This is a genomic window from Nocardiopsis sp. NPDC006139 (assembly GCF_040614155.1).
GTDB lineage: Bacteria > Actinomycetota > Actinomycetes > Streptosporangiales > Streptosporangiaceae > Nocardiopsis > Nocardiopsis changdeensis.
Genome location: NZ_JBEXTT010000031.1, coordinates 44412 through 57635, shown reverse-complemented (window position 1 = coordinate 57635; position 13224 = coordinate 44412). Strand labels below are relative to the sequence as shown.

Sequence of the window (13224 nt, the reverse complement as noted above, 5' to 3'; positions counted from 1 at the left end):
ACCCGGTGAACATCCGGCCGTTTCGTTCGTACAGGTGTATGATCAGGGGGTCCTGCACTGTTCAACGCGATACCGAAGGGAAATCCCCGCCGTGGTCACCGAGGTCTTCACGCGCAAGTACTGCGATCCCCACGCCGTCCGCGAGGAGAAGGTCGAGGCGACTGAGGTCATCCAGTTCGCCTGGGACGGCACCGTCCGCGAGGTCGACGCCTGCGCCGACTGCTTCAAGGAGCACGAGGCCCGCTTCGAGCCGCTGGTCGACTACTCGCGCCCGGTCAAGAAGCGCCGCGCCACCAAGAAGTCCGCCGAGACCGCGGGCGCCGAGGCCGACGAGAGCGGCGAGTAACACCCGCGCCCGGTCCGGCACCGCCCGCGACCGCCCGCGCACCCGAGCACTCCTCCACGGACGAGCGCTCCCGTGCCCCAGGAGACGGCCTCGACGCGTCGAGCACGAACGGGGGTCGGCGACACCCCCGGTGCCGTCGGCCCCCGTTCCCGTGCGGACGGTCAGCCGCGGCCCATGAGGCGGGCCAGGCGGCCCTCCCGCTCCCCGGAGGGGCCGGACTGCAGGGCTTCGGCGACCGGGAGCCGCGCGTGCACGTAGGAGCCCTCCTGCACCCGCACCGAGGCGCCGGAGCGGCCCATGATCCGCAGCATCGCGGTGTTGGACAGGGTGGTCTCCGCCCGCACCTCCGCCAGCCCCCAGTCCGCGGCGACGACGGTCAGCGCCCGGGCCAGCGCGGTGCCCACACCGCGGCCCTGCCAGGCGTCCTCCACCAGGAACGCGATCTCCCCGACACCCGGGTCCAGGGTGTACATGAGGTGGCCCAGGGCCACCGGCTCCTCCTCCCCCTGCGGCCGCACCGCCAGCGTCAGGCCGCGTTCGGGGTCGCAGAACACGCGGAGCATCTGCGGGGTCGGCTCGGCCAGCCCCGCCAGGTAGCGACCGCGCACCGTCTCGGGGGTGCAGCGGCGGTGCAGGTCCACCACGGCGGGCGCGTCCGCCTCGCGCACCTGGCGCAACGACAGCGGGACGCCCTCTCCGGTACGGACGATCCGGTCGGTGGGCACCGGGCCGGCGGAGGGCATCACCGAGCGCACCAGGGCGTCGGCGCGGCTGGACTCGGTCCAGGTGAAGGGGCGGGAGGCGCGGCGCACCAGCACCCCGCGCAGCGGGCCGACCGGCACCAGCAGGGAGGTGCCCGGCTCCGGGCCGCCCGGGCCCTCGGCCCGGGTCAGGTTGGTCCAGCGGGCCCCGTCGGCCGCCAGCAGCTCGGCCAGCGCGTCGGGCAGCCGGTTGGGGTGGGCGCGCAGCCGCGCGGTGAGCAGCAGGGCCCGGGTCACGTCGTCGCCGACCTCGCGCCGGTGGGCGGGGACCGCCGTCACCGTCCCGGTCGGGCAGTGCTCCTGGAGCGCGCGCAGCGCCGCCCCGGGGTCGCCCGGGATCTCCGCCACGAACTCGTCCACCACGCCCGAGACGTCGGTGTGGATGGACAGCCCCACGATGTCGCCGCCGCACCCCGCGAGGGCTCCGACGAGTCCGGCCAGACCGCCGGGCCGGTCCTCGACCGCGGTCCTGATGCGCCACAGACCCACAGCGCCCCCTGGAGAAGATGTTCCCGCCGCCGCGGGGACGACGCTGTCCCCGCGGCGGCGGGACGCGCACCGACGTGATCCCAGGTTGGGGGACGCAGGTTTCCGGGACGTTAGGCGCCCGTTGAGTTCTGCGCCCCGCCGCTCCGAACGGGGCTCAGGGGCGGCCGTGGGCCAGGACGCCGTCCTTCCACACCGCGGCGACCAGGGGGACGCCCGGCCGGTAGGCCAGGTAGAGGTGGTTGGGCGCGTCCAGCAGCACCAGGTCGGCGCGGGCGCCCGGGGACAGCCGGCCCACGTCGGTGCGGCGCAGCGCCAGCGCCCCGCCCGCCGTGGCCGCCCACACGGCCTCGTCGGGGGTCATCCCCATGTCGCGGACCGCGACGGCGATGCAGAACGCCAGGCTGGAGGTGAAGCACGACCCCGGGTTGCAGTCGCTGGCCAGGGCCACGACCGCGCCCGCGTCGATGAGCGCCCGCGCGTCCGGGTAGCTCTGCCGGGTGGAGAAGTCCACCCCCGGCAGCAGGGTCGCCACGGTCGGCTCGGGCCGCCCGCCCGCCTGCGCCAGCGCGTCCACGTCCTCGGCGGACAGGTAGGTGCAGTGGTCCACCGACGCCGCGCCCACCTCCACCGCCAGGCGGACCCCCGGGCCCTCGCCCAGCTGGTTGCCGTGCACACGGGGCAGCAGCCCCCGCTCCATCCCGGCGGCCAGCACCCGGCGCGAGGCCTCCTCGTCGAAGGCGCCGCGCTCGCAGAACACGTCGATCCACCGCGCGTGGGGGGCGCACGCGTCCAGCATCGGGCCGGTGACCAGGTCCACGTACCCCTGCGGGTCGTCGGCGTACTCGGGCGCCACCACGTGCGCCCCCAGGAAGGTGACCTCGTCGGTCACCCGCCCCGCCACCCGCAGGGACCGCGCTTCATCGGCGACGGTCAGCCCGTACCCGGACTTGACCTCCAGGGTGGTCGTGCCCTGGGCGCGCGCCTCGGCGACAAAGCCGCGCGCCCGCCCCAGCAGCTCGGCGTCCGAGGCCGCCCGGGTGGCCGCCACGGTGGTGCGGATGCCCCCGGCGGAATAGGGGGTCCCGCTCATCCGGGCGGCGAACTCGCGGCTGCGGTCGCCCGCGAACACGATGTGGGAGTGGGAGTCCACGAAACCGGGGAGGACGCACCTCCCGGCGGCGTCCACCCGCGCGTCGGCGGCCGGGGCCCGGCCGCGCGGACCGGCCCACGCCACCGTCCCGCCCTCGATGACCAGGGCGGCGTCCTCGACGGCGCCGACCGCCCCCTCCCCCAGCCCGGGGTCGTTGGTGACCAGGGTGGCGATGTCGTCGATGAGGATGCTCTCGGGCACGTCGGTCACTTGAGGGTCTCCTTGTTGGCTTCCTCCTCCTCGCGGGCGAGGAGGATTCCGACCGGGCCGTGCGGCCCGGTCGGCGCTGTCCGCCTCACGGCGGCAGCCGGTTCCTGCTTCACGGACATGGCATCCCAGAGGTCTCCGCAGGCTGGCACGGTTCACCCCGGTAAGGGGATTTCTGCCCATCCGCGCACAAGGGTGTTCTTGGCCGCGTTGACATCAGCGTTCTCCCGGTGCCCGCACACGGTGCACCGGAAGCTCGCTTGGCTCTCGCGAGACTTCGGGTCCACATGTCCGCACGGATGACAGGTCTGCGACGTGTACGCGGCATCGACCTCCACCACACGGGTCCCCGTGCGGCGGGCCTTGTTCTCACAGGCGAGCTTGAAACCGTGCCAGCCCTTGGAAAGGATCGCCTGGTTCAACCCCGCCTTCGCCCGCACGTTCCGCCCCGGCATCTCGACGGTGCCCTTGGCGGAGGCGGTCATGTTCGCGATGCGGAGTCTCTCCAGCACCACCACCGCGTTCTTCGCGCACAGCACGGCCGCGGTCTGCGCGCAGAAGTCGGCGCGGCGGGCGCGGACCCGCCCGGTAAGCGCCGACAGCGCGGCCTTGGTCCTGGCCCGGTTGCCGGATCCCCGGCACCGGCGGGACAGCCGACGGCGCAGGCGGCGCTCCCGCTCGTGCTCTTTCGGAGTCTGGAAGGTGCGGTCGAACAGGTCTCCGTCGCTGGTGGCCACCGCCACCCCCCGGTCCACCCCCACCGCGCTGCCCGGAACGGCATGGATCCCGGGAGTGTGCTCGCCGTCCTCGCACAGCAGCGACACGTACCAGTGTCGACCGTCCAAAGAGACGGTCGCCGAACGGATCGTGCCCTGCGGGGCACGGGACCACCGGAATCGCACCCACCCCAGCTTGGGCAGCTTCACCCGGCCGCGCTTGCGGCCCAAGCGCTCCACCGCGATCCGCGGCCCGTCCGGAAACCGGAACGACGGTTTCCACCGGCCCTTGGCACGCCAGCGCACCTTGAACGTGCCGTGGCGACGGCACGCGAAGTCCAGGTCCTTCAACGTCTGCTGGAGGATGTGCGACGGCGCGACCCTCAGCCACTCCTCTTCGGCCTTGGCCTCGACCAGTTGCGCGGCTTGCAGCCGGTAGCCGCAGAACGGGACATCCTGCCCGCGCCGCCACCGCCGGAGGACCTGACGGCGCTGGTCCAGAGCGGTGTTCCACACCGCACGACAGATCGCCCCGTACTCGACACACCGCTGTGCCTGCTCATCGGTCAGCGACAACCGGTACCGGTACGCGGTCAACATCGGCGGGAACACCCCCTCTCTCTTCAGAACCGAATCTTAGGAATCACCGATGACAATCCGTATTCGCTCGAATACCCGACAACCCGAGCAGGGGGCGCTCAAATCAGCGACTTGATCACCGTGTCGAGGTCGCGGGCGAGGTCGGGCATCCGGGTGTGGACGCCGTCGCGGACGGTCCAGCGCCCGTCGGCCATCACGTTGCGCACGTCGGAGGCGTCGGCGGCGAACACCACCGCGTCCACCCCGCGCGCCGGGTCCGCGCCGGCCAGCCGCACCCCCTCCAGGGGCACGTTGACCAGGTCGGCGCGGGACCCCGCGGCCAGCGCGCCCGCGTCGTCCCAGCCCAGGGTGGCGTGGGCGGTGGCCGCGCGCAGCAGGTCGCCCGCGCCCAGGGTGCCCCGCCGGTGGGTGCGCAGCCGCTCGTGCAGCTCCACGGCGCGCGCCTCCTCGAACATGTCGATCCGGGCGTGCTGGTCGCTGCCCAGGCTCAGCCTGCGGGCGTCCAGGTCGCCGGTGCGGGGCAGGCCGTCGGCCAGGTCCCGTTCGGTGGTGGGGCACAGGCACACCACCGAGCGGGACCCGCGGATCGCCGCGACGTCGCCGTCGGTGAGGTGGGTGGCGTGCACCAGGCTGGTGCGCTCCCCCAGCAGCCCGGCGTCGCCGAGCACTGCGGTGGGGGTGCGGCCGTGGGCGGCCAGGCAGGCCGCGTTCTCGGCGGGCTGCTCCGACAGGTGGACGTGCAGCGGGCCGCCGATCCCCGCGGCGGCGGCCGCCACCTCGGGCAGCTCCCGCGGCGGGACCGCGCGCACCGAGTGGGCGGCCGCGCCCAGCAGGGCGTGACCGGGCAGCGGCCCGAACGAGCGGACCCGCTCAGCCCACCCGGCGGCGTCGCCGTCGCCGAACCGCGTCTGGGGCCCGGCCAGCGGCCGGTACGTCCCGTCCGGCTCCAGCCCGCCCGCCAGGTAGCAGACGTCGAGCAGGGTCAGCCGCACCCCGGCGTCGGCGGCGGCCGCCACCAGCGCCCGCCCCATCTCGTTGGGGTCGGCGTAGCGGACCCCGCCCGGGGCGTGGTGCAGGTAGTGGAACTCGCCGACGCACGTCACCCCGGCCAGGGCCATCTCCGCGTAGACCGCGCGGGCCAGGCGCAGGTAGGTATCCGGGTCGAGCCGGTCGGCCACCCGGTACATCACCTCGCGCCAGGTCCAGAACGAGCCGCCGTCGGCGTGGGTGCGCCCGCGCAGCGCCCGGTGGAAGGCGTGCGAGTGCGCGTCGGCCAGGCCCGGAAGGGTCACCCCGGGCAGCACCTCGGCGTCGGCGGGGGCCGTGGTACGGGCCGTGACCGCGGTGAACCGGCCGCCGGCGACCTCCAGCAGCACCCCCGGTTCGGGGGTGCCGTCGGCGGAGCCGGTCCAGGCCCATTCGCACCACAGGCGGGTCGGCGCGCTCATCGGACCGCCTCTCCGGTGAGCAGGTCGGCCAGGACGTCGGCCAGGGCCGCCACCCCGGCGTGGCAGTCGTCCGGGCGCGCCCACTCGTGCGGGGAGTGCGACACCCCGGTGGGGTTGCGCACGTACAGCATGGCGGTGGGGACGTGCGCGGCCAGCACCCCGGCGTCGTGCCCGGCGCCGGTGGGCAGCACCGGCACCGCCGGGCCGTCCCCGGCGAGCACCGCGCCGAGCCGGTCGCGCAGGCCCTCGGTGAAGGCCACCAGCGGGGTGCGGGACTCGGCGGTCACCGCCACCCCCACCCCGTGCTCCAGGGCTGCGCGCTCGGCGGCCCCGCGCACCCCGGCCACGACCGCCTCCAGGGCGGCCTCGTCGGCGGCCCGCGCGTCCAGCCAGGCGTTGACCAGCGACGGGATCGCGTTGGTGCCGTTGGGAGTGACCCGGGCCTTGGCGACGGTGGCGCGGGCGCCGTGTGCGGCCGCCATCTCGCGGGCGGCCAGAATGGTGTGCGCGAACGGCAGCATGGGGTCGTTGCGGTCCTCCAGGCGGGTGGTCCCCGCGTGGTCGGCGCGGCCGGTGAAGTCCAGCCGCCACCGGCCGTGCGGCCAGATGGAGGAGCCCACACCCACCGGGTGCGGGGTGTCCTCCAGCGCCCGGCCCTGCTCCACGTGCAGCTCCACGAACACGTCGAGCAGTCCCAGGGTCGCGGGGTCGGCGCCGGCGGCCGCCGGGTCCAGCCCGGCCCGCTCCATCGCCGCCGCCCAGGTCGTCCCGTCGGCGTCGGTCAGGCCCAGGGCCCGCTCCGGGGAGATCTCCCCGGTGCTCAGCCGGCTGCCCAGGCAGGGGACGCCGAACCGGCCGCCCTCCTCCTCGACGAACACCGCCAGGGCCAGCGGCCGCGCCGGGCGCACCCCGCGCCGGCGCAGCTCGTCCACCGCCGCCAGTGCGCTCACCACCCCCAGCGGGCCGTCGAAGGCCCCGCCCGAGGGCACCGAGTCCAGGTGCGAACCGGTGGCCACGGCGCCCGGCCCCGGCGCGCCCCACCAGGCCCACAGGTTGCCGTTGCGGTCGGTCCGCACGTCCAGTCCGCGGGCCTTCGCCTCCTGGACGAACCAGGCCCGGGCGTCGGTGTCGGCGCCCTCCCAGCTGAACCTGCGGTAGCCGCCGTCCGGGTCCCGGCCCACCGGGGCCAGGTCCGCCCACATCCGATCGAACGCCCCCGCGTCGGGGGCGGTGCCGTGCTGCGCCACCGGGACCCTACTCCCCCTCGCGCATCGGAACGCGGATGCCGTGGGCCCGGGCGACCTGCTCGGCCTGCTCGTACCCGGCGTCCACGTGGCGGATGACGCCCATGGCCGGGTCGTTGGTGAGCACCCGCTCCAGTTTGGCGGCGGCCAGGTCGGTGCCGTCGGCGACGCTGACCTGGCCGGCGTGCAGGGAGCGGCCCATGCCCACGCCGCCGCCGTGGTGGATGGACACCCAGGAGGCGCCCGAGGAGGTGTTGACCAGGGCGTTCAGCAGCGGCCAGTCGGCGATGGCGTCGGAGCCGTCCTTCATGCCCTCGGTCTCCCGGTAGGGGGAGGCCACCGAGCCGGTGTCCAGGTGGTCGCGGCCGATCGCCAGCGGGGCGGAGATCTCCCCGGCCGCCACGAGCTCGTTGAACCGCTGTCCGGCGGCGGCCCGCTCGCCCTGTCCCAGCCAGCAGATGCGGGCCGGGAGCCCCTGGAACGCCACCCGCTCGCCGGCCATGCGGATCCACCGGCCCAGGTGCTCGTTCTCGGGGAACAGGTCCAGGATCGCGCGGTCGGTGCGGGCGATGTCGGCGGGGTCGCCCGACAGCGCCGCCCACCGGAACGGCCCCTTGCCCTCGCAGAACAGCGGCCGGATGTAGGCGGGCACGAACCCGGGGAAGTCGAAGGCCCGGGTGAACCCGCCCTGGCGGGCCTCGTCGCGGATGGAGTTGCCGTAGTCGAACACCTCCGCCCCCGCGTCCAGGAACCCGACCATCGCCTCCACGTGCGCGGCCATCGACTCGCGGGCCCGCACCGTGAACTCCTCGGGCTCGGCGGCGGCCAGGCCCTTCCAGTCCTCGAACGCCACCCCGGCGGGCAGGTAGGCCAGCGGGTCGTGGGCGGAGGTCTGGTCGGTGACGATGTCGATGGGCGCCCCGCGCGAGAGCAGTTCCGGGAACACCTCGGCGGCGTTGCCCAGGACGCCGATGGACAGCGGGCGGCGCTGGTCGCGGGCGGCGGTCGCCAGCTCCAGGGCGTGGTCCAGGCCGTCGGCGCGCACGTCCAGGTAGCGGTGCTCGATGCGGCGGTCGATGCGGCTGGAGTCGCACTCCACCACGATCGCCACGCCGTCGTTCATGGTCACCGCGAGGGGCTGGGCGCCGCCCATGCCGCCCAGGCCGGCGGTCAGGGTGATGGTGCCGGCCAGCGTCCCGTTGAAGCGCTTGGCGGCGACCGCCGCGAACGTCTCGTAGGTGCCCTGGAGGATGCCCTGGGTGCCGATGTAGATCCACGAACCGGCGGTCATCTGCCCGTACATGGTCAGCCCCTGGGCCTCCAGGCGGCGGAACTCGGGCCAGTTCGCCCAGTCGCCCACCAGGTTGGAGTTGGCGATGAGGACGCGGGGCGCCCACTCGTGGGTGCGCATGATGCCGACCGGGCGGCCGGACTGCACGAGCAGGGTCTCGTCGCCCTCCAGGTCGCGCAGGGACGCGGTGATGCGGTCGAAGCTGCGCCAGTCGCGGGCGGCCTTGCCGGTGCCGCCGTAGACCACCAGCTCCTCGGGGTGCTCGGCGACCTCGGGGTCGAGGTTGTTGTGGAACATGCGCAGGGCGGCCTCCTGCTGCCAGCCCTTGGCCGACAGGGTGGTGCCGCGGGCGGCGCGGACGGTGCGCGGGGTGCTCATGGTGCCGTGTCCTCCTGGGGGTCTCACTGCAGCGGGGTGACGGATTCGGCGGCTGCGAGGACCGAGCCGTCGGTGATGAGTTCGCCGACCCGGGCGATCTCGGGGGCCAGGTAGCGGTCGGGGCCGGGGCCCTGGACGTGCTCGCGCAGGGCGCGCACGACGGCGCCGGTGGCCGGGCCCGGCTCCAGCGGCGAGCGCAGGTCCAGGGCGCGGGCGGCGGTCAGCAGCTCGACGGCCAGCACGCCGGTCAGGCCGTCGACGGCGCGGCGCAGCTTGCGGGCTGCCGACCAGCCCATGGACACGTGGTCCTCCTGCATCGCCGAGCTCGGGATGGAGTCGACGCTGGCGGGCACCGCCAGGCGCTTGAGCTCGGAGACGATGGCGGCCTGGGTGTACTGGGCGATCATGTGGCCGGAGTCGACGCCGGGGTCGTCGGCCAGGAAGGCGGGCAGCCCGTGCGAGCGGGACACGTCGAGCATGCGGTCGGTGCGGCGCTCGGCGATGGACGCCACGTCGGCGACAGCGATGGCCAGGAAGTCGAGCACGTAGGCCACCGGCGCGCCGTGGAAGTTGCCGTTGGACTCCACCCGGCCGTCGTCGAGCACCACCGGGTTGTCGATGACGCTGTCCAGTTCCCGGCCGGCGACGGTGAGCGCGTGGGCCAGGGTGTCGCGGGCGGCGCCGGCCACCTGGGGGGCGCAGCGCAGCGAGTAGGCGTCCTGGACCCGGCTGCAGTCGGGGCCGCGGTGGGAGGCGACGATCGGGGAGCCGGCGAGCAGGGCGCGCAGGTTGGCGGCGGAGGCGGCCTGCCCGGGGTGGGGGCGCATCCGCTGGAGGTCGTCGGCGAACACCCGGTCGGTGCCCAGCAGCGCCTCCACGCTCATGGCGGCGGTGATGTCGGCGACCTTGAGCAGCCGCTCCAGGTCCGTGCAGGCCAGGGCGAGCATGCCGAGCATGCCGTCGGTGCCGTTGATGAGCGCCAGGCCCTCCTTGGCGCCCAGCTCCACCGGCGTGATCCCGGCCTCGTGCAGGGCGGTGAAGGCGGGCTTGAGCTCCCCGGCGGAGTCGCGCACGTCGCCCTCCCCCATCAGGGCCAGCGCGACGTGCGACAGCGGGGCCAGGTCGCCGGAGCAGCCCAGGCTGCCGTACTCGTGCACGACGGGGGTGATCCCGGCGTTGAGCAGGGCGGCCAGGGTCTCGACGGTGGCCACCTCGACCCCGGTGTTGCCCGAGGCCAGCGTGCGCAGGCGCAGCAGCATCAGCGCGCGCACCACCTCGCGCTCCACCTCCGGGCCGGCGCCCGCGGCGTGCGAGCGGATGAGCGAGCGCTGCAGCCGCGCCCGCAGGTCGGGCGCGATGTGGCGGGTGGCCAGGGCGCCGAACCCGGTACTGACGCCGTACGCGGGGACCTCGCCGCGGGCCAGGGCCTCGACCCGCTCGCGGCCGTGCCGGACGGCCTTGCGGGCCTCCTCGGTGAGGGTGACGTGGGCGCCGTGGCGGGCGACGGCCAGGACTTGGGCCGGGGTGAGCGGGGCGCCGCCGACGGTGACGGGAGCAACTGCTGTGGACATGCCCCCATTCGACACCCCGCGCCACCACCGCCGCAGGCCCGACACGGCCATTGTGTCTGAGATACCGGACATCGGCCGAACCGGCCCGTGGCAGACTCGGGGCATGAGCATCGTCCCGGCGGCGACCCGCGCCCTGCGGCTCCTGCGGTTCCTGGCGACGCGCCCGGGGCCGGTGTCGGCGGCGGCCGCCGCCGCGGAGCTGGGCATCCCGCGTTCCAGCGTCTACCAGCTGCTGGAGGCGATGGCCGAGGAGGGGTTCGTGACCCACCTGCCGGAGGAGCGGAGGTGGGGGCTGGGCGTGGCCGCCTTCGAGATCGGCTCGGCCTACCTGCGCCACGACGGTATGGAACGGCTGGCCCGGCCGCTGCTGGCGCGCCTCACCGAGGCCACCGGCGCCACCTCGCACCTGGGGGTGCTGCACGGCGCCGACACGCTCTACCTGCTCAAGGAGCAGCCGCCGCACGCGCCGTCGCTGATCACCGGGGTGGGGGTGCGCCTGCCCGCGCACCTGACCGCGTCCGGGCGCGCCATGCTGGCGCTGCTGCCGCGCGCCCAGGTGCGCGCCCTGTACCCCGGGGCGGCGGCGTTCACCGACCGCACCGGGCGCGGCCCGGGCGACCCCGCCGAGCTGCGCCGGGTGCTGGCCGAGGAGGCGCGGCAGGGCTGGTCCATGGAGGACGGCCAGGTGACGGAGGGGTTCGTGTCGGTGGCCGCCGCGGCGCTGGACCACAACGGGCGCCCCGCGGCGGCGATCAGCCTGACCGTGCCCAGCGCCCGGCCGGTCACCCCCCAGGCGCTGGCCGGCCGGGTGCGCGACGCGGCCGCCGAGCTGACGCGCAGGCTCGGCGGCCGCACCCCCTAGGCCGCCTTGGGGCGGACGCGCTGGACGATCCCGGGGAAGGGCGCGGTGTTCTCGATCATGCGCAGGATCTTCTCCTCCAGGTCCTTGGGCACCTGGACGTAGAACTGGGTGGCCGCCTCGGGGTCCTCCTCCAGGCCCAGGGCGCCGGCGCTCTCGGCCCAGGAGGGCAGTTCGGCGTCGGTGCGGGGGGTGTCCAGCGAGAACTCGATGAAGTAGGTGGTCCGGTGGGCCACCACGGTCTCCTCGCGGATGCGCCGGATCTCGGGCCAGGCGATGAAGGTGCCCTCGCCCGGGAACCACCACTTGCGCTCCTGGAGCACCGTGACGCCGTCGCTGTCGGCGCTGATCCCCTGCCGGGTGATGCGCTGGGGCAGGCCGCGCAGCACGAACACGTTGCTCACCGGGCCGATGAACATCATCGTCAGCGACGCCGAGACCCACAGGGCCACCGACCCGACCGTCGTCTCGTCGTTGAGCACGTGCCAGAACGTGGAGCCCAGGACCACGAGGAAGCCGAGGGTCAGGGTGGCCGAGAAGTAGGCCACGGCGATCCACATCCGGGCGTTGGGTCCGCGCAGGCTGACGTATCTGCGCAGGTGGGAGACTCCGGTGGGCGGATGGGTCAGGTCCGAGGGGACGCCCCGTGTCACAGGGACGTCCGAGGGGTCGGGGGAAGCCATGGGTCCATTGTCCCCCTCCCCCGCCGTGCTCGGTGCGTCCGACATGCCCGCTTCTGCCGCTATATAGGCGGTTCGGCACCGAACGGACCGGAACGATACGGTGAAATCCCGGGTGGGGAGGGGAGCGGGCCGTTAGAGTCCGACCCATGAATCCCAACACGAGACCGGGCGCGAGCGAGTACGACACCGAACTGAGGGCCGGTGGCCGGGTCGTCTCCCTGGACGGGATGGTCTACCAGGGACGCACCGTCCTGGTGGAGGGCCCGGAGATGTTCGAGCCCCTGGAGCGCTGGGCCAAGGGGGTGGCCGAGGCGCTGGGCGAGCCGGTGACCTGGCGGGCCACGGACCGCAAGGGGGAGCTCGCCGGACGCGGCACCGTCCAGCCGGGCCCCGCCGCTCAGAACCTGCGGGCGCTCTGAGCACCGCACTTGGCGCACTGGAACTTGCGGTCGTCGCCGAGAATCCAGTCGTGGTCCCCGCCGGTAGGGCATGCGGACATGGACACCAACTCCTTGGGAGGGGGCTGCGAGGGGTCTGCGCTGCTCACTGTACGTCCCACGCACCACACCAGTCCCGAGAATGAGGAAATTCCACTCTTCGCTCACCTTTGCCACGACGTGCGCGAACGCCGACGGGGCCCGTCGCACAGGCGACGGGCCCCGGGCAGGTTCGAAGCGAAGGGGGTGTGCGTCAGTTGCGGGCGGCGCGCATGTGGGCCTCGACCGCGGCACGGTCGGCGCGCAGCTTGGCCAGGGCCTCGTCGAGGATGAGCTTGCCCTCCTCCGCGCTGCGCCGCTCCTTCACGTACGCCAGGTGGGTCTTGTAGGGCTCGGTGCGCGGCGGCGACGGGGGGTTCGCCTTGTCCTTGCCCGCGGGGAACCCGCAGCGGGGGCAGTCCCACTCGTCGGGGACGAGCGCCTCACTGGCGAAACTGGGCACGACCTCGTGCAGGTTCGCACAGTAGAACGGGACCCGGATGCGCGGGGCGGCCTCGCCGCGCTCCGCCTCGCCCATGGGACCGGCTCCGACCCGGCTGCCACGGATGGCACTGCCACTACCCACGAAAAACTCCTTCGGCGAACACGCTCACCGGCGACTCTGGCGAGCTTGACTGTGGAGGGTGAGCACCCGCTGGGTCGCGGGTCACATCCCCCGGTTGATCAGCAGGCCGAGGACGACACCGGCGATGATCCAGAGGACGGCGACGATGATGGTCATCCGGTCGAGGTTGCGCTCGACCACCGACGATCCACCGAGCGAGGAGGTGACACCGCCGCCGAACATGTCGGAGAGGCCGCCGCCCTTGCCCTTGTGCAGCAGCACGAGGAGGACCAGCAGCACGCTGAGAAGCATCACGAAGATGGACAGACCGAGGATCACACGCTCACCCGTAGCTCGACCCCGCAGCGGGGGGATGGACACCTCGATCCCCCGCTTCCCTCCCGTCCCGTCGGTGCCGTCGCGGCACCGGCCCGGTTCAG

At 74.3% G+C, this 13224-nt stretch carries 13 protein-coding genes; 3 read left to right on the top strand and 10 right to left on the bottom strand.

What is annotated here, in order from left to right:
• Positions 1-91: 91 nt before the first annotated feature.
• Positions 92-346, top strand: a complete 255-nt coding sequence (locus ABZ249_RS29435; RefSeq protein WP_355269292.1) for a hypothetical protein — start codon at positions 92-94, stop codon at positions 344-346.
• Positions 347-507: 161 nt separating this feature from the next.
• Here the strand turns inward: ABZ249_RS29435 and ABZ249_RS29430 are convergent, their stop codons facing one another.
• The 7 genes from ABZ249_RS29430 to hutH form a co-directional block, all read right to left on the bottom strand.
• The gene (locus ABZ249_RS29430) at positions 508-1596 is read right to left on the bottom strand and encodes a GNAT family N-acetyltransferase (RefSeq protein ID WP_355269290.1); all 1089 of its coding nucleotides are present in this window, start codon (positions 1594-1596) and stop codon (positions 508-510) included.
• A gap of 154 nt (positions 1597-1750) precedes the next feature.
• Complete coding sequence (gene hutI, locus ABZ249_RS29425; protein WP_355269288.1) at positions 1751-2956, bottom strand: imidazolonepropionase; 1206 nt, start codon at positions 2954-2956, stop codon at positions 1751-1753.
• Positions 2957-3108: 152 nt separating this feature from the next.
• The gene (locus tag ABZ249_RS29420; RefSeq protein WP_355269286.1) at positions 3109-4281 is read right to left on the bottom strand and encodes a transposase; all 1173 of its coding nucleotides are present in this window, start codon (positions 4279-4281) and stop codon (positions 3109-3111) included.
• Between the two features lie 86 nt (positions 4282-4367).
• Positions 4368-5717: a formimidoylglutamate deiminase gene (locus ABZ249_RS29415; protein ID WP_355269284.1), complete on the bottom strand. Its 1350-nt coding sequence runs from the start codon at positions 5715-5717 to the stop codon at positions 4368-4370.
• On the bottom strand, positions 5714-6964 hold the full coding sequence (locus tag ABZ249_RS29410) for an allantoate amidohydrolase (protein ID WP_355269282.1): 1251 nt from the start codon (positions 6962-6964) through the stop codon (positions 5714-5716). Before ABZ249_RS29410 ends, ABZ249_RS29415 begins: the two co-directional genes overlap by 4 nt.
• Positions 6965-6971: 7 nt before the next feature.
• The gene (hutU, locus tag ABZ249_RS29405) at positions 6972-8630 is read right to left on the bottom strand and encodes a urocanate hydratase (protein WP_355269280.1); all 1659 of its coding nucleotides are present in this window, start codon (positions 8628-8630) and stop codon (positions 6972-6974) included.
• Between the two features lie 23 nt (positions 8631-8653).
• Complete coding sequence (hutH, locus tag ABZ249_RS29400) at positions 8654-10201, bottom strand: histidine ammonia-lyase (RefSeq protein ID WP_220560026.1); 1548 nt, start codon at positions 10199-10201, stop codon at positions 8654-8656.
• A gap of 103 nt (positions 10202-10304) precedes the next feature.
• On the opposite strand from hutH, the gene ABZ249_RS29395 reads away from it, so the two are divergent.
• Positions 10305-11063 carry an IclR family transcriptional regulator gene (locus tag ABZ249_RS29395; RefSeq protein ID WP_355269278.1) on the top strand — a complete coding sequence of 253 codons (759 nt, stop codon included), beginning with the start codon at positions 10305-10307 and terminating at the stop codon, positions 11061-11063.
• On the opposite strand, the gene ABZ249_RS29390 is transcribed toward ABZ249_RS29395, so the two are convergent.
• On the bottom strand, positions 11060-11743 hold the full coding sequence (locus tag ABZ249_RS29390) for a hypothetical protein (protein WP_355269276.1): 684 nt from the start codon (positions 11741-11743) through the stop codon (positions 11060-11062). The two genes, ABZ249_RS29395 and ABZ249_RS29390, sit on opposite strands and share 4 nt — an antisense overlap.
• A 146-nt stretch (positions 11744-11889) precedes the next feature.
• Between ABZ249_RS29390 and ABZ249_RS29385 the strand changes: the two genes are divergently transcribed.
• Positions 11890-12162 carry a hypothetical protein gene (locus ABZ249_RS29385; protein WP_220560021.1) on the top strand — a complete coding sequence of 91 codons (273 nt, stop codon included), beginning with the start codon at positions 11890-11892 and terminating at the stop codon, positions 12160-12162.
• 271 nt (positions 12163-12433) lie between these two features.
• On the opposite strand, the gene ABZ249_RS29380 is transcribed toward ABZ249_RS29385, so the two are convergent.
• Entirely contained in the window at positions 12434-12805 is a 372-nt protein-coding gene (locus ABZ249_RS29380; protein ID WP_073381179.1) for an RNA polymerase-binding protein RbpA, read from the bottom strand.
• Between the two features lie 81 nt (positions 12806-12886).
• Positions 12887-13123, bottom strand: a complete 237-nt coding sequence (gene secG, locus ABZ249_RS29375; RefSeq protein ID WP_220560020.1) for a preprotein translocase subunit SecG — start codon at positions 13121-13123, stop codon at positions 12887-12889.
• Between the last annotated feature and the right edge of the window lie 101 nt (positions 13124-13224).